Genomic DNA, 16,487 nt, shown 5'->3' with positions numbered 1-16,487 from the left:
CCTCCGGCGGCCGGGGCGCTGCCCTGGACCCCCTCCCAAATTTTTTGGGTCGCCTGCGGCGAAGGTGCGGAAGCGGGGTGGCGAGGTGTTTCACGCGAGGGCGGGAGTAGCTTGGCTGTGTGGTGTCCCGAAGGGTTTGCGCCGGACGGCCATGGGCCTCGGAGGGCCGGCCGGCGCAAACCCTTCGGGACGGTTGCCAACGCCGCAGGCGGGCATGGGCGAAACTCGTGAAATGGGTTTTGCGGCGTTTTTCGACTGCTGGTGAAGCGGATGTTCTTTAGTTGTCACGCCTTCTTCAAAAACAACCCCGCGATTTCGGGTAGAAAAAACGGCGTGCTCCTTAAGGAAAAAAAGCATGCCGTTCGATCCGTTTTTTCTACCCGAAATCGCTCACCGGCACGGCGGAAGACGTCCCTTGCCAGCCTTCCGCCGCCGCACGCCCTTCGCCGCAGGCGACACAAGAAGTTTTGGAGATTCCTAAGAACCTTTTTCAAAAGGTTCTTAGGCCGTCGGAGACGCCGCCCGGCGAGGGCCCGCCGGAGGCATTTCCAACGCCTGCGTAAGGTCCTTCGGACTATGCGTTGCCGACCACGATGGCGCCGCCGGTGCGTTCGGGGGCGGCGAAGTTGAGGAAGGTGCGCGAGGAGTTGTCGAACACGTAGGTGGGGTCTTCGGTGGTGGTGAAGTGGGTCTGGCTGGCGTCGATATTGTTGATTTCCGAAACGCTGCGGTCCACGTTTTCGAAGTTGTTGATCTGGTTGAGGGTGGTGGAGTTGTCGGCCTCCATGATCCGGGATTCGGGGAAGGCCATGGTTACGGAGCGGTTTTCCTCGAGGATGGTGTCGTTGTCGTTGACGTAGGTGGTCCGGGAGTTGTCCTGGTCGGTGAAGTTGTAGGCCGTGGTGGTTTCTTCGCGCCGCGAGTTGTCGATCTCGTTCACGTGCGTGTCGTTGTAGGCCAGGGAGGAGTGCAGCTCGGTGGTCACGTTGGTCCGCGAATTGTCCTGCTCGGTCCGTTCCACAATGTGATTTTCGGTGGTGTTCTGGCTGGCGTCCACGTTGCGCACGTCGGTGTTTTCGTTGGCCAGGGTGGTTTCGTGGTTCTCCTGGTTGGTGAAGCTGCGCGAGTTGTCCTGTTCGTTGGTGACGTTGGTCACATTGGAGAACTGGTTGTCGTTGTTGAAGTTCTGCGTGACCTTTTCGGTGTTCTCGGTGGTTTGGTTGGTGGACAGGTCCAGGTTGCGGTGGGAGGAGTTGTCGAATTCGTTCTGGGTCAGGGACCGGTCGTTGCGCTCGATGGACTGGTTCATGGACTGGTCCAGGACCTGGTCAATGGTCTTGTTCTGGATCACCTGGCGGTTCTGTTCGATGTCCTGGGTCTGGTCGATGCGCATGGAGTATTCGGAGCTCATGTCGATGGGCGCGCCCCGGCCCATGTCCTGGTCGAATTCGGTCTTGGGCGGGGAGAAGGGTTCCGCGTAGCCGTCCGAGGTCGGCACCCACGGGGCCATGGGCACGACGGGGCGCACGTAGGGCGAGGAATGGCGCGAGTGGTGGAAGACGTCGTTGGGCCAGTGCTGGGTGTGCCCGAAGAACATGCCGTGCGGGCTGGTCATGCGGTGGGCCATGATGGTTCCGCCCGGGGTGATGGGCACGAACCCGGTCAGGGTGGGCATGGAGAAGCCGATCTTGGGCGTGATGGACACGCTGCCCGCCGGGGATATGGGCTGGACGCCCAGGCCCGGGGCGATGGTCACGTTGCCTGCGGCCCGGGTCGGAGGTGAGCCGGGGTGCTCGACCGGGTTGCCGCCCACCGGGCCGCTGGGGTTGCCGCCCGTGGCCGGGGCCGGGTTGGTGCGGCCGCCTTCGGTGGAGATGGGCACATTGGCCCCGCCCGAGACCGCGAACCCGCCCGAGGAGCCCTGGCTCGGCCCGCTGCCGCCGCCGGACTGAACGGAGCCGCCGCCCGTGGTCGAGGATGCGTTGGTGCGGCCGCCCTCGGTGGAGATGGGCACGTTGGCCCCGCCCGAGACCGAGAACCCGCCCGAGGTGCCCTGGCCGGTGGAGTTGCCGCCGCCCCCGCCGCCGGTACTGCCCATGCCGGTGGCGCTGCCCACGGAGCCGCCCCCGCCGCCTCCGCCGCCGATGTGCGAGGAGGACGAGCCCGCGGTCAGCCCGCCGCCGGAGGCCGCGCCGGCAAAGGCCGAGGCGAGGCCGCCGCTGGTGGCTGCGGAGTAGGGGATTCGGGCCATGGACGTGTCGATGGGCACGCGCGCTGGCGTGGCGTCGATGGGCACGTGCCCGGGTTCGCCAATGGATATCTGGCCGGGCGGTCCGGCCTGGAACGAGCCTGCCGGGCCCGCGCTGACCTGACCCGGAGGTCCGGCCACGATGAAATCGGTAACTCCCATGGACATGGGATTTTCTCCCCGCCGAGCGGGCCTTCCATGGTCCGCATGCGCCCGCGAAGGGGCCTTCAGGCGTATATCTACAATATACGAGGGGGAAAAAGGGCGTCAAGGGGTATATTCTCCGCCCTGAATAGGCGGGGAAGGGTGGCCTCCGTCATGGGGCCGGTCCGGCGGCGGGCCGGGATCAGAAGTTCTCGACGGAGTTGCCGAAGCCGTTGGCGCGGGTGCCGCCGCCGTCGGCCATGCCGGTGACCTTGAGCTTGGTCTGCTCGGCCTTGAGCAAATGATCGCGCAGGTCCATGAGCATGGCCTCCTTTTCCTGGAGCTGCACCTGCTTGCGGTCTTCGGGGAGATCGCCGTCCTCGATGGCCTTGATCTCCTCCTCCAGCTTCTGGATGCGCTTCTTGAGGGAGTCGATGGTCTGGTCCATGTCCTTTTCCTGGTCGAGCTCATGGGAGTCGCCGGGCTTTTCCATGGCCATCAGGGCGCGCGCTTCCTCGGAGATGGTCACGGTGTCGCCCTGCTCGGGAACCCGTGCCTCCAGGGCGGCTTCATCACCGGTCTTGGTCGTGGCCGCCGGTTTGACGGTCAGCGCGTCCACGAAGGCCCCCGCCTGCTGCATCAATGATTCGATAGCCATGGTTCGCACTCCTTTGTGGCTGCATGGTCATCCCCTCACCCGGCTTGTCGGGCCGTGCATAGAAAGCTTTATTCTCACAGGTTAGCCGATATCCGGCCCCACCAAAAAGGGACCGGCCGTAACCGGTTCATGCGGTCCGTTCGCGATCAGAACGACGAGACCGAGTTGCCGAACCCTTCGGCCGGGGTGCCGCCGCCCACGGAGCCGCCGATGTTCTTCATCTTCTTTTCCAGGGCGTCGCTCAGCTGGTCGTTCAGATCCATGAGCATGACCTGCTTGTCCTGGATCATGGTCCGCTTGAGCTTCTCCGGCATGTCCGACTTCTCCAGCTCCTTGATCTCTTCCTGGATGCGCTGGATCTGTTCCTTGAGCATGCGGATGATCTGGTCGATCTCGCTCTCTCCCTGGTCTTCCTCTTGCTCCAGGCTGTCGATCCCCACCTTGGAATCGCCGGTCTCCCCGGTTTCGCCGGATTCTTCTCCGGCCGCAAGGGCGCGCGCCTCCTCGGAGATGGTCACGGAGTCTCCCTGCTCGGGAACCCGCGCCTCCTGGGCGGTTTCGGATGCGGTTTTGTCCGTGGCCGCCGGCTTGATGGTCAGCGTGTCCACGAAAGTCCCGGCCTGTTGCATCAATGATTCGATCGCCATGGTCCGCACTCCCTTGTTGCGTGCATGGAACTTCCCTCGGTCAGCTTATCGGACCACGTTGAGATAACTTTAGGCTCATATGCATATTTTTATAAAAATATAGAAACGCCCTTTGGCCCGGCCCGGGCAGGGGGGCCGGGCGGACGTCTGGCAAGCCCATTCTGCGGTTGCCTCATGGCGGTAAAAGACGCTATCCTTTGCCTGAACCGTCCTGTCGCGACACGCCAAGGAGCCACATGAGCGTCACCAATCTCGAATACCTCTTCAAGCCCAAGTCCGTGGCGGTCATCGGCGCCACCAACGACCCTCGCAACGCGGGCCACATCGTCATGCGCAACATCATGGCCGGCGGCTTCCTGGGGCCGGTCATGCCGGTTTCGTCCCAGGCCGAGGCCATCGCCGGGGTGCTGACCCACCCCTCGGTCAGGCATCTGCCCAAGACCCCGGACCTGGCCGTGGTCTGCTCACCGCTGGACGAGGTCCCGGAGGTCATCCATTCCCTGCGGGAGCGGGGCACGCGCGCGGCCGTGCTCATGGGCGCGGGGTTCGCGTCCATGTCCTATGACGAGAGCGAGGACATCAAGCACACCATCCTGTCCATCGCCCAGCCGCCCGAGATCCGCATCCTCGGGCCTAAGTCTCTGGGGCTCATGGTCCCGTCCATGAACCTGAACGCCTCCCTGGCCCACGCCAGGGTGGAGCCGGGAAAAGTGGCCTTCATCTCCCAGTCCGACTCCCTGTTCGTCACGGTCCTGGACTGGGCCATCGACAAGGGCGTGGGCTTCTCGCACATGGTCGCCCTGGGCAGCCGTATCGACGTGACCTTCGCCGACATCCTCGACTATCTCGGCTCGGACCCGCTGACCCGGTCCATCATGCTCTACGTGGAGTCCATCCGCGACGCCCGCGAGTTCATGTCCGCGGCCCGGGCCGCCTCGCGCAACAAGCCGGTGCTGGTTATCCGGCCCGGCCAGGCCCTGGACACCGTGTTCGCCCAGCTCAAGCAGCGCGAGACCGGCGAGGCCCGCTATTCGGACGAAATTTACGACGTGGCCTTCCGCAGGGCGGGCATGCTCCGGGTCGAGGACATCGACGGCCTGTTCGACGCGGCCCAGACCCTGTCCGCGCCGCGCCAGGTCTTCGGCCGCAAGCTGGCCATCCTGACCAACGGGACCAGCGCGGGCATCCTGGCCGCCGACCGGCTGCTGGTGGGCGGCGGCGAGATGGCCCCCCTGTCCGACGACACGGTCAAGGGCATCGACGCGGTGCTCGGCGCGAGCAACTGGTCCCGGGCCAACCCGGTGGACATCCCGTTCAACGCCGACGGCAAGGCCTATTCCGAGGTCCTCAAGCTGCTCATCAAGGACAAGAATTCCAACGGCATCCTGGCCATGCACGTGCCCTGGACCGCCCAGCCCGACGTGGAGGTGGCCGAGGCCATCCGCGACTCCCTGAAACGGGTCCGGCGCATGGTTCTGACCGCCTGGCTCGGCTCGGGCCAGGCCGGGCAGGCCCGCGAGGTCTTTCGCAACGCGGGCATCCCCACCTACGAGACCCCGTCCCAGGCGGTTCAGGCCTTCCTGTACATGGCCGAGTATCTGCACAACCAGGAGATGCTCATCGAGACCCCGGACTCCCTGCCCACGGACTTTTTTCCGGACACCGCCGGGGCGCGCAAGATAGTGGACCGGGCCCTGCAAACCGGGCGCGAATCCCTGACCGAGCCCGAGGCCAAGGACATCCTGGCCGCCTACGGCATCCCGGTGGTCGAGACGCGCATCGCCGTGTCCGCCAAGGAAGCGGTCATCGCGGCCGACGAGCTCGGTTATCCCGTGGCCCTGAAGCTCAGAAGTCCGCAGATTCCCCAACCCTACGACGTGGGCGGCGTGCTCCTGGACCTGGAGACGCCCGAGCGTGTCTGGGAGGGCGCGGCCTCCATCCTGGCCCGCTGCACCCGCGAGCGGCCCGACGCCTACATCGAGGGGTTCACGGTCCAGAAGATGGGCCGCAGGCCCGGCGCGCACGAGCTGTCCGTGTCCGCCCACCTGGATGGCATCTTCGGCCCGGTGCTCCAGTTCGGCCATGGCGGCATGGCCCGCGAGATGATCCAGGACCAGGCCCTGACCCTGCCGCCCCTGTCCATGTCCCTGGCCAGGGAGCTGGTCTCGCGCACGCGCATCAGCACCCTGCTCAAGGGCACCCCGTCGCACCAGCCCGCGGACATCGACGACATCTGCCTGACCATCATCCAGATATCCCAGCTCATCGTGGACGTGCCCCAGATCACATCCATCGACATCAACCCGCTCTACGCCGACTCCGAGGGCGTGCTCGCCCTGGACGCCAAGATCGACATCGCGCCGTTCGACGACGAGGGCGAGTCCCGGCTGGCCATCCGGCCCTATCCCCGCGAGCTGGAGGAGTGCGTCACCCTCAAGAGCGGGCGGCAGATCACCCTGCGGCCCATCCGGCCCGAGGATGAGGGCACCCACCGCGTGTTCCTGGCCAGCCTGTCCGACGAGGACCTGCGTCTGCGCTTCTTCGGCGTGGTCCAGCGCGATTTCGACCACAAGGACATCGCCCGCTTCACCCAGATCGACTACGACCGGGAGATGGCCTTCATCGCCACGGCCCTGACCGAGCGCGGCGAGCCCGAGACGCTGGGCGTCATGCGCACCAATACCAAGCCGGACAACTCCGAGGCCGAGTTCGCCATCGTGGTCCGCTCGGACATGAAGGGCGAAGGGCTGGGCTCCATGCTATTTTACAAGGGCATCCAGTACACCAAGGAGCGCGGCACCAGGCTGCTCACCGGCCAGACCATGCTCGAGAACAAGGCCATGCAGGGGCTCTCCAAAAAGTTCGGCTTCGAGATCGCGCCCGATCCCCACGACCCGGATCTGGTGGACATGGTCCTGGATATGGACAAGGTGGAAATCTAGGCATGACCCTGCCCCCGGTCCATCACCACACCGGCCTGGAGTCGAGCGGCGGGGCCACCCGCGTGGCCCGGCTTCTGCTCGAGGGGCTGGCCCGCTTTGACGTGGACTCCAGCCTGTCCTTCGAGCTGGCCGAGAGGGCGGACGTGGCGGCCATCCCGCCCGAGGACTTCGGCGCGCGCCTGCCCGAGGGGGCCATCGCCCACGTGCACTGCACCGGCGACTGGCCCGCCCTGCTCGGGGCCATCCCCACGGGCGCGAAGGTGGTCGTCACCCTGCACGACTGCGAGCTGTTCACCGGCGGCTGCCCCTATCCCCTGGACTGCCCCATCTCCGAGGACGGCTGCGCCGCTCCCTGCCCGCGCAACTTCCGGGACGCCGACGAGTTGCGCAAGTGCAAGCTGGCCGAAATAAAACGGCTCGATCCGGTCCTGGCCGCCCCGTCGCGCTGGCTGGCCCGGCTGGCCAAGACCCACCTGCTCCGGCCGGTTCGGGTCATCCCCAACGGCATCCCCTGGCCCGCCGATCTGCGCGCCAAGGCCGAGGCCCGCAAGCGGCTCGGCATCCACCCGGCCGCGCGCGTGGCCCTGTTCGCGGCCCACGGCGGCATGAACGCGGCCTACAAGTCGGGCGATGCCTGGCAGGAACTCTGGGAGCGGCTGAAAAAGAAACTGCCCGACCTGGTCTGCTTCGCCGTGGGCGGGGACCGCGAGGAGCGGCGCGACAATTTCATCCTGTGGCCCTACGTGGACCGCGAAAAGCTCGCCCTGCTCATGTCCGCGTCCGATGTCCTGCTCTATCCCACCCGTGCGGACAACCACTCCCTGGTGGTCCTGGAAGCCATGGCCGCCGGACTGCCCGTGGTGGCCTACGCCGTGGGCGGCATCCCCGAGCAGATCGTGGACCGCATGACCGGCATGCTCGTGCCGCCCGGCGACCGCGACCAGTTCGTGGCCACCGCCCTGTCCGTCCTGTCCAGCCGCTCCCTGGTCCGCCAGATGGGCCAGGAAGCTTTCCTGTCCGGCCGCCGCAAGTTCGCCGTGGAACGCATGGTCGGGGATTACGCCCGGTTGTATGCGAGCCTGTAGGCCCACCGTTTGGTTATAGAAAAATCAGGAGTTGAAGCCGCTGCGCGGCGGTGTCGGGTGACTTCGCCTCCGGCGGGCAGCACTAGCTCTTAGGCGAGTCTGCGAGCCTTAGAGATAGCGACAGCAGCGATAGGGTTCGCACCCTTGCATCCCGGGTATGCGCCTAGCGGCGCGTGGTGCTTCATGAAAGAAAGCCCCTGTACCGAGTGTCGGTACAGGGGCTTTCTTGCGGTTCGTCGTGTGATCTAGGTCAGCTTCTTGCGCAGGTGGGAGCGGAGCATGATGGCCACCAGGTTCATGCCCAGGACCAGGGCCACCAGTACGAGCGAGGTGCCGTACTGGAGCGGCAGGGTGGCCTCGGGGTCGGTGGAGGAGACCGACAGGGAATAGATCTGGTAGGGCAGGGCCATGACCTCGTTGAAGATGGACTTGGGCAGGGTCGGGTTGTAGCTGGCCGCGGCCGTGAACATGATCGCCGCGGTTTCGCCCGCCGCGCGGGAGATGGACAGGATGGAGCCGGTCAGCACGCCGGGCATGGCCGAGGGCAGGACCACCTTGAAGATGGTCTGCCACTTGGTGGCGCCCAACCCCAGGGAGGCCTCGCGGTAGGTGTCCGGCACGCTCCGCAGCGCCTCTTCCGAGGTGCCGATGATGACCGGCAGGATGAGCACGGCCAGGGTCATGCAGCCCGAGGCGATGGACACGCCCATGCCCAGGCCGCCGAGGTCGCGTCCGGCCACGAAAAAGGCCATGCCGAACAGGCCGAAGACCACGGACGGCACGCCTGCCAGGTTGTTGATGCACAGCCTGACCACGCGCATGAACGGGCCCGGGGTGGCATATTCGTGCAGGTAGATGGCCGCGGCCACGCCCAGCGGCAGGGCCAGGGCCATTGAGCCCAGGGAGAGATAGAAGGTGCCCACGATGCAGGGGAAGATACCGCCCGCCAGCCCGCCCTCGGTGGGCTGGGTGAACAGGAAGTCCCAGCTGATGGCCGGGAGGCCGTAGTAGACCATATAGCCCACGATGATGAACAGGGCCAGGGCGTTGATGGCCACGGCGATCCTGAACAGGGTGAACCAGATCTCCTGGGTCGCCTTGCGCCTGAGGCGCATGCCCGGAGTGTCCGGAATGTTGGAACCGTTCAAGGTCATTTCGGTGCTTACCATTTCAGACATGTCCTTATTCCTAGAGGCTGGCCGAGCCGACCTGCTTGTATTTGTGGGCTATGTGGTCGGCCAGGAGGTTGAAGAGAAAGGTGATGATGAAGAGCACCATGGCGATGGCGAACAGGGAGAAATAGTGCCGCTCCAGGCCGAAGCTGGTCTCGCCCATCTCGGCCGCGATGGAGGCGGGCATAGGCCGGACCGGGTCGAAGATGGAGGTCGGGATGCGTGCCGCGCCGCCCGCGACCATGAGCACGACCATGGTCTCGCCGATGGACCGGGACATGCCCAGGATGACCGCCGTGGACAGCCCGGACAGGGACGCGGGCAGAACCACGCGCCAGATGGTCTCGAACCGGGTCGCGCCCAGGGCCAGGGACCCTTCGCGGACCTCGGCTGGCACGGAGTGGATGGCGTCCTCGGCGATGGAGGTGATGGTCGGTACGGCCATGAAGGCGAGCATGATCGAGGCGTTGAGCATGTTCACGCCGAACCGGATATCGAAGAGTTCGAGCATGATCGGGGCGACCACGGCCAGCCCGAAGAAGCCGATGACCACCGACGGTAGCGAGGCCAGCAACTCGACCATGGGCTTGACGATCTCGCGCACCTTGTTGGGCGCGATCTCGGCCAGGTACACGGCGGTCATGATGCCCAGGGGGATGGCGATGATCGAGGAGATCAGGGTGACCCAGAAGGAGCCCATGATCAGCGGCAGGATGCCCCAGCGCGGATTCGCGGAGATGGGCTTCCAGTCGGTGCCGAAGATGAAATCAAAGAAATTCAGTCCGCTGATCTTCTCGCCCATGGCGTTGAAGCCGGTGAACGTGGGCAGGGCTTCGGAGATCAGAAAGTACATGATCAGCCCGAGGGCGAGGATCGATGCGCTGGCGCAGGCCAGGAACATGCCCCGGATGAGCTTTTCCTTGGTGGACCGTGAAACGAGCATTCTTTTCCGCCTTTGATACGTGATCCCGTCGGGGCGGAAAGCCACCCCGACGGGACGTTGTTGTCTTCGTCTCTATGCCGTGAAGGCTAGATCATGGGCACGAAGCCGACTTCGGCGATGATCTTCTGGCCGGCCGGAGACATCACGAAGTCAATGAACTTCGCGATCTCGCCGGTGGGCTGGCCACCGGTGTACAGGTTCAGGCCGCGGGACAGCGGGTACTCGCCGGACTTGCCGGTGGCCACGGAGGGCATGACGCCGTTCACTTCCAGGGCCTTGATCTTGGGGTTCAGGAAGCCCAGGCCCACGTAGCCGATGCCCTTCTTGTTACCGGCGATCTTGGCGGCCATGGCGGCGTTGGAGGGCATGCGGGAGACCATGTCGAATTCGTCTTCCTTGTTCATGACCTTCTTTTCCCAGACCTCGTAGGTGCCGGAGTTGGTCTCGCGGGAGAACAGGGCGATCATGCCGTCTTCACCACCGACGTCCTTCCAGTTGCGGATCTTGTCCTGGTACATGTCCTTGAGCTGGGCGGTGGTGATCTTGGACACGGGGTTGGAGGGGTGCACGATGGGAACCAGGCAGTCCAGGGCGATGACGTACTGGACGGGCTCGATGCCGTTGGCCTTGCACTTTTCGATCTCGGCGGGCTTCATGTCGCGGGACATCATGCCGATGTCGGCGGTCTTGTTGATGATCGCCTTGGCGCCGTCACCGGAGCCGGTGGCGGAGATGGAGAAATTCACGCCCGGGTTGGCGGTCTGGTAGGCGGCCACCAGCTTCTTCATGGCCGGGTCCACGGTGGTGGAGCCCTTGACGCGGATTTCGGCGGCAAAGGACAGAGCGGACACGCTCAGCACAGCCAGGGTCACGAAAGCAATGAGCAGTTTTTTCATCAGAGATACCTTCCTTAAAGAATTTATGATCAAAATCCATTCCTCGTCGACATGTGCCGTAGTGATAGACCTGTCGTGTTACATCTTCGTGACGGCCTCTCGAAAGGTCAGTGACAGTTTTCGGGTGGGGCGGCTTCCGATAGCGGGCCATCTGCACATTTTTTCCGGCCGCGCCAATCCTCACGTAGACGGCTACGCTGCGGTTGCCGCGGCCGGAAGAAAATGCACAGCTGACCCACTCTCGAAAGCCTTGTGCTAGCGCGGTGAAAGAGCCGTTGTCGGGTGCTGCGCACCCGATTCGCTCCAGGGGAGGGAGGCGAGCTAGAAGCTGTTTGATGATTGACGCTGAAGTCAATATGGCTGGTTACAGACCGGATAATCGCGTTCGTAACCCGCGAAGCGGCGACAAAAAGTTTCGGAAAGGATGGGGATGGGGGTCCGGGGGAAGGGGAAGGAAAAGCCCTTTTCAAAGGGTTTTCCTTCCCCTTCCCCCGGGCGCCGCAGGCGTTTTTAGAACAGCGTGGTCAGTATCTCGGCTTCGTCGCCGGGGGTGAGGGTTTGGCCGCTTTGCAGAACGGCGAGGCCGTGTGCCCGGGCCAGGCCGTGCATGGGGGGAACGGTTTTTCCGGCCAGGGGGGTGGCGGTCAGGGTGGCCCCCTCTATTTCCAGGCGGCACTGGACCAGCCATTCGGAGCCGGGCCGGGCGTTGATGGCCTGGGTGAACCGGGCGGTGCGCTGTTTCGGCTCGGGCAGGCCGCGCAGGGTGCGGATCACCGGGAGGATGACCGCGTGGAAGCAGGCGTGTCCCGCTGCGGGCGGTCCGGGCAGGCCGAAGAGCAGGCTGTCGGCCCGCGCGGCCGCGAACATGTTCCGGCCGGGGCGGATGTCGATGCGCTTGAAGAGCGGTTCGAAGCCTGCCTCCAGGGCGGCCTCATAGGCGAAGTCCCGCTCGCTGTTGCCCGTGCCGCCCGTGGTCACGATGATCTCGGGCAGGTCCGGTCCGGACAGGACCGAGACCAGCCTGTCGCGGTCGTCCGGGATGACCCCGGTCTGTTCCACGGCGGCCCCGGCCGCTTCGAAAAGCCCCTTGAGCAGGACCAGGTTGTCGGCCGGGAACCGGGCGGTGCCGGGCGCGGGCAGCTCGACCGGGTCGAGGCCCGGCTTGGCCAGCTCGCTGCCCAGCGCCATGAGCCGGGCTCGGGGCCGGGGGTGTACCAGGATGGAGTCCACGCGCGTGCGGGTCATGACCGCCGCGGCCTGGGGCGTGATCTCGTTGCCCGCCGGGGTGATTACCGTGCCTGCCGCGATTTCGCCGCCCGCCGCGCGCACGAACCAGCCGGAACGCACGGGCTCGGCGGCCAGGATGTGGCCCTCCTCCTCCCGTACGTCCTCTTCGGCATAGACCGCGTCCGCGCCCGGAGGCACCGGACCGCCGGTCAGCACGCGCACGGCCGTGCCCGGTTCGAGGGTGTCCGGGTCGGCGGATTCGGCCCGCAGGCACCCCTTCACCTCCAGCCGCACCGGGGCCATGGGCTTGGCCCGGGCCACGTCCTGGCTGCGCACCGCGTAGCCGTCGCGCACCGAGCAGGCGTGCTCGGGCACGTCGCACAGGGCGGCCACATCCAGCCCGGCGGCCAGGCCCACGCCGTCCATGGGAGGCGCGGGCCGCACTTCGGCGGGGCGGGCTCGGCGGAGCAGTTTCCTGACCGCGTCCTTACGGGAAATGGGTGTCTGCATGGGCTTCCTCGGGATGTTTGCGGGGCTGGAGAGTGCCATACTGGCACCCGCCCGACACGTTGTAAAGGATCGGCCCCCGGCTCCCATAATAATTGCACCCTTTGCGCCCTTAATATATGATAAAAAGTCTGTAGATGCGTTGCGCCGGGGGGCTGTTGCGGACCCCTGGCCGCGTCCCTGTATCCCAACCTGAAAGGATTGAAATGTCACAGCATATACTCTGCATCGTCGGCAAGAAAAAGTCCGGCAAAACCACCTTCATGGAGAAACTTATCCCCGAGCTGCGCAAGCTCGGGCTGTCCGTGGGCGCGGTCAAGCACGATACCCATTCCTTCGAGATGGACGTGGAGGGCAAGGACTCCTGGCGGCTCAAGCGCGCCGGGGCCGAAACCGTGGTGGTCTCCTCTCCCGACCGCGTGGCCATGATCAAATCGGTGGACCGCGAACGCTCCCTGGAGGAGTTAGCCGAGACCCTGTTCGCGGACAAGGACCTGGTCTTGGCCGAGGGGTATTTCAACTCCGACCAGCCCAAGATCGAGGTCTACCGCAAGGACGCCCATGTCCATCCCTTGTGCGATCGGCACAACCAGCACGCCCGGAAGCTCGTCGCCATGGTCACCGACCGGGGCGCGGATGCCGACGTTCCCAAGTTTGGCCTCGAAGACGCCGCTGAAGTGGCTTCCTACATCGCCCGCAAGTACTTTGGATGGGTATACAATGGGATGTGGGATACACATGACTGATTTTTTTACGGGGGGCGGCTTCCGATAGCGGGCCATCTGCACATTTTTCCGGCGGGCGCTGATCCTCACGTAGACGGCTATCGTTGCTGTCGTCATCTCTAAGACCAAGCAAGCTCGGCCTAAGAGCTGAGGCACGCTGCGGTCAGCGCCCACCGGAAGAAAATGCACAGCTGACCCACTCTCGAAAGCCTATCCCGAGTACGCTCAGGCGTCGGGAAGAGAGAGCCGCTGTCGGGTGCTGCGCACCCGAATCGCTCCATGGAGTGTCGAAAGAAGTTCCTGCCGGGCCTTACGCCAGGTTTAACGCGGCGGCCCAATCCCCACAGGCGCAGGGCAGCAATCGCAAGCGGACCCTAGAGCCCGTCTTCGGCGGCGAAGCGAGGCTGGATCGAGTCTGCGCAGCAGACAATCGATCCAGTCAGCGAAAGCCGCTACGGGCTCTTGGGTCCGCTTGCGCGCGCTGGCACCACAGCGCAGTTTTTGCTTCCTTTTTTCTGCGCCGGCAAAAAAGGAAGTCGCCGTAAAGGCGAAATCCAAAAGTAGGGCGGACAGCCAAGAGCTCCGACGCGGATGCGCGGCCAGTCTCCCGCGCTCATCCAAAGCCCGCCGCAGTCCGGCGAATCCGCACCGCCCGTCGGCGGCCGACAAGATAAAGAGATTACGCCTGGGCGGCCTGGCCCGTGGAAATGGTCCGGCCGTCCTTGGCCTTGGTGGGATCGATGAAGCGGCCGAGCATCTTTTCGACCGTGGCCAGGGAAACCGTGGTGTCGAGGCAGGGGCCGTGGGGCCGCTCGTTGAGCACGCCGTACACGGGCAGGGGGTAGGTGTCCTGGATGCCGGAGGAGAGGTCGCGGTAGCAGGCCACGGCGATGATCAGCCGGGGCCGCAGCTGGACCACGATACGCCGGGCGATGGTCCCGCCCGTGGCGATGGCCAGGTTCACGCCGTACTTGTCGTGCAACTCGAGCAGCCCGGCCAGGGGGCACTTGCCGCAGCGCACGCAGTTGTTGATGTCGTAGGTCAGCCGCCGGTCGCACTTGGAGTTCTGCAGGCAGTGCGGCATGAGCAGGAGGATGTCGCCGGGCGCGTATTGTCCGGCCTCGGCCAGGACCATGTCGTTGTTCACCGAGATGAACGACAGCATGATGTGTTCCTTGGCGATGCCGAAGGCCCGGCCGAGCAGGACCATGAGCGGCAGGAACAGCTTGATGGTCAGCCCCCGGAATCGGCGCGCGCCGGGCAGGGGCTTCTTGGTGACGATGTTCAGGAACAACCCCCAGTAGGCCACGCAGACCAGGCCGAGCAGACCCAGGACCAACGCGCCGAGGACCCACTTGGCCGCCGGGTGGATGTTGTCCAGCCCCACGTACGGCACCAGCCAGAGCAGGCCGAGCAGCACGCAGATGACGAAACAGGCCACGCTGATCAGGCCGACGAACAGGCGCTTGCGCGCCCGGCGTACGGCCCGGGGTTGTTCGAGCGGGGTTCCTACTTGCATTCCTTCATGTACCCGCAGGTAAAGGCCGTGGCGTCCATGCCCTTCTTGCCCTGGGGTTTGACCTCCGGCGTCAGGTATATCCTGTCCGCCGTGGTGATGGCCAGCTTGCCGTCCATCTCGCCCAGCACCGTGCCGGGCGCGATCTGCTGGGTGGTCTCCTCGGACACCTCGCCCGGGGTCACGTGCAGGCGCAGGACCTTGCCTTCCGGATTGGTCCAGTCGAAGAACGCGCCGGGCCAGGGATACATGGCCCGGATCCGGTTGTGGATCGACTCGGCTGACTGGCTCCAGTCGATCTCGCCCTCCTGCTTCTCCAGCTTCCTGGCGTAGGTAGCCAGGGAGTCGTCCTGGGGCTTGAGGTCGTAGGCTCCGGTCTGCAGGCGGGCCAGGGCCTCGCAGATGCAGATGCCGCCAAGCTTGGCCAGCTCGTCGTGGATGGTGCCCGCGTGGTCGTTGTAGCCGATGCGCAGGGCGCGCTGGACCATGACCGGGCCGGTGTCCAGCCCGGCCTCCATCTTCATGATCGAGATGCCGGTGACCACGTCGCCGTTCTCGATGGACCGCTGGATCGGGGCCGCGCCGCGCCACCGGGGCAGCAGGGAGGCGTGGATGTTCAGCGGCAGGATGGCCGGGATGTCGAGCACGGACTGGGGCAGGATCAGGCCGTAGGCCGCCACTACCAGCACGTCCGGCTCAAGCGCGGCCAGCTGGTCCACGTCGGCCTGGTCCTTAAAATTCACCGGCTGGTAGACCGGGATGTCGTTCTCCAGCGCCACCTGTTTAACCGCCGACGGTTTGCACTGCCGCCCGCGCCCGCAGGGCCGGTCCGGCTGGGTGTACACGCCGATCACGTCGGCGGCGTCGAACTTGAGCAGGGTCGAGAGCGCCTCGGCCGCGAAGTCCGGGGTGCCCATGAAGACCACGCGCAGCGGCTTGAGGTCCACCGCGCCCCAGGATTCGGGCGTGCTCACGCCGTTGGCTACTTCTTCCATCGCATGGCCTTCTTTCGGTACATGGCTTGTTTCAGGCGGCCCGCCCGGTCGGCCAGGGTCACGCCGTCCAGGTGGTCGATCTCATGCTGCAGGATGATGGACAGGAAGCCTTCCGTCTCCACGCAGATTTCCTCGCCCGCGCGGTTCAGGGCCTTGACCTTGACCCGCTCCTTGCGCTTGACCTTGAGGTTCAGCTCCGGGCAGCTCAGGCAGCCTTCCTCGGACTCCACCTCGCCGTCGCACTCGACGATCTCCGGGTTGATCAGCACCCGCAGGTCGCCGCGCTCCTTGGGCCCGGTCTGGTCCACGCAGATCAGCCGGATGGACCGGTTCACCTGCGGCGCGGCCAAGCCGACGCCGTCGGACTCGTACATGGTCTCGACCATGTTCTCGATGAGTTCCTCGAGCTCCGGTGTGATCTCGGTGATGGGTTCGGCCTTGGCCTCGAGGACCTCGTCAGGCCAGGTACATATCTCTAATCGCATTGTGGTTGCCTCCGGCGGTCGGGGGAAGGGGAGGAAAAACCCTTTGAGAAAAGGGTTTTTCCTCCCCTTCCCCCGAACCCCCATCCCCTCTTTTTCCTAAACTTTTTATCGCGCCGCAGGGAGAGTGGAGGGGAGCGTTTGGTCCCGTTTGCGGCGGAATCGGTCTTGTCTATTAACTTAATAATTACGGAAATTCAAAAGGCCAGTTTCAAAGTGAAACCAGCCGTAATCGGTAGACTTTTCGCGGCCGATACATCCCGCGAAGCGGCGCTAAAAAGTTTTGAAGGGAGAGCGCGA

General features: G+C 65.0%; 13 protein-coding genes. 3 read left to right on the top strand and 10 right to left on the bottom strand.

The features are described 5' to 3' along the window. Nucleotides 1–574 precede the first annotated feature (574 nt). From ACR42D_RS18420 to ACR42D_RS18410, 3 genes are all read right to left on the bottom strand, one after another. Entirely contained in the window at nt 575–2,416 is a 1,842-nt protein-coding gene (locus ACR42D_RS18420; RefSeq protein WP_484568245.1) for a hypothetical protein, read from the bottom strand. A 178-nt stretch (nt 2,417–2,594) separates the two neighbouring features. Further along, nucleotides 2,595–3,050 carry a Med9 domain-containing protein gene (locus ACR42D_RS18415; RefSeq protein WP_484568244.1) on the bottom strand — a complete coding sequence of 152 codons (456 nt, stop codon included), beginning with the start codon at nt 3,048–3,050 and terminating at the stop codon, nt 2,595–2,597. A gap of 146 nt (nt 3,051–3,196) precedes the next feature. Then, nucleotides 3,197–3,697: a hypothetical protein gene (locus tag ACR42D_RS18410; RefSeq protein ID WP_484568243.1), complete on the bottom strand. Its 501-nt coding sequence runs from the start codon at nt 3,695–3,697 to the stop codon at nt 3,197–3,199. Nucleotides 3,698–3,933: 236 nt separating this feature from the next. On the opposite strand from ACR42D_RS18410, the gene ACR42D_RS18405 reads away from it, so the two are divergent. Beyond that, nucleotides 3,934–6,639 (top strand): bifunctional acetate--CoA ligase family protein/GNAT family N-acetyltransferase, encoded by a 2,706-nt coding sequence (locus ACR42D_RS18405; RefSeq protein ID WP_484568242.1) that lies wholly within the window; start codon nt 3,934–3,936, stop codon nt 6,637–6,639. Nucleotides 6,640–6,641: 2 nt separating this feature from the next. Beyond that, nucleotides 6,642–7,724: a glycosyltransferase gene (locus ACR42D_RS18400; protein ID WP_484568241.1), complete on the top strand. Its 1,083-nt coding sequence runs from the start codon at nt 6,642–6,644 to the stop codon at nt 7,722–7,724. A gap of 245 nt (nt 7,725–7,969) precedes the next feature. Here ACR42D_RS18400 and pstA read toward each other — a convergent pair whose 3' ends face one another. The 4 genes from pstA to ACR42D_RS18380 form a co-directional block, all read right to left on the bottom strand. Further along, nucleotides 7,970–8,902, bottom strand: coding sequence for a phosphate ABC transporter permease PstA (pstA, locus tag ACR42D_RS18395; RefSeq protein ID WP_484568240.1), 933 nt, complete (start codon nt 8,900–8,902; stop codon nt 7,970–7,972). A gap of 10 nt (nt 8,903–8,912) precedes the next feature. Beyond that, complete coding sequence (pstC, locus tag ACR42D_RS18390) at nt 8,913–9,839, bottom strand: phosphate ABC transporter permease subunit PstC (RefSeq protein ID WP_484568239.1); 927 nt, start codon at nt 9,837–9,839, stop codon at nt 8,913–8,915. An 86-nt stretch (nt 9,840–9,925) separates the two neighbouring features. Further along, nucleotides 9,926–10,735, bottom strand: coding sequence for a PstS family phosphate ABC transporter substrate-binding protein (locus tag ACR42D_RS18385; RefSeq protein WP_484568238.1), 810 nt, complete (start codon nt 10,733–10,735; stop codon nt 9,926–9,928). 510 nt (nt 10,736–11,245) lie between these two features. Beyond that, complete coding sequence (locus ACR42D_RS18380; RefSeq protein WP_484568237.1) at nt 11,246–12,472, bottom strand: molybdopterin molybdotransferase MoeA; 1,227 nt, start codon at nt 12,470–12,472, stop codon at nt 11,246–11,248. A gap of 203 nt (nt 12,473–12,675) precedes the next feature. On the opposite strand from ACR42D_RS18380, the gene mobB reads away from it, so the two are divergent. Next, nucleotides 12,676–13,215: a molybdopterin-guanine dinucleotide biosynthesis protein B gene (gene mobB / locus ACR42D_RS18375; RefSeq protein WP_484568236.1), complete on the top strand. Its 540-nt coding sequence runs from the start codon at nt 12,676–12,678 to the stop codon at nt 13,213–13,215. A 658-nt stretch (nt 13,216–13,873) separates the two neighbouring features. Here mobB and ACR42D_RS18370 read toward each other — a convergent pair. Genes ACR42D_RS18370 through def form a run of 3 tightly spaced genes read right to left on the bottom strand, consistent with a single transcriptional unit; the run spans nt 13,874 to nt 16,190 of the window. Further along, nucleotides 13,874–14,713, bottom strand: a complete 840-nt coding sequence (locus tag ACR42D_RS18370; RefSeq protein WP_484568235.1) for a DUF116 domain-containing protein — start codon at nt 14,711–14,713, stop codon at nt 13,874–13,876. Continuing rightward, entirely contained in the window at nt 14,704–15,705 is a 1,002-nt protein-coding gene (gene fmt, locus ACR42D_RS18365; protein WP_484568234.1) for a methionyl-tRNA formyltransferase, read from the bottom strand. The genes ACR42D_RS18370 and fmt overlap by 10 nt, the downstream gene beginning before the upstream one ends. After that, on the bottom strand, nt 15,693–16,190 hold the full coding sequence (def, locus tag ACR42D_RS18360; protein WP_484568233.1) for a peptide deformylase: 498 nt from the start codon (nt 16,188–16,190) through the stop codon (nt 15,693–15,695). Before def ends, fmt begins: the two co-directional genes overlap by 13 nt. Between the last annotated feature and the right edge of the window lie 297 nt (nt 16,191–16,487).

The sequence above is a fragment of the Pseudodesulfovibrio sp. lm2024 genome, from assembly GCF_051175575.1.
Lineage (GTDB): Bacteria > Desulfobacterota > Desulfovibrionia > Desulfovibrionales > Desulfovibrionaceae > Pseudodesulfovibrio > Pseudodesulfovibrio caledoniensis.
This window is presented reverse-complemented; position numbering and strand designations above follow the sequence as displayed.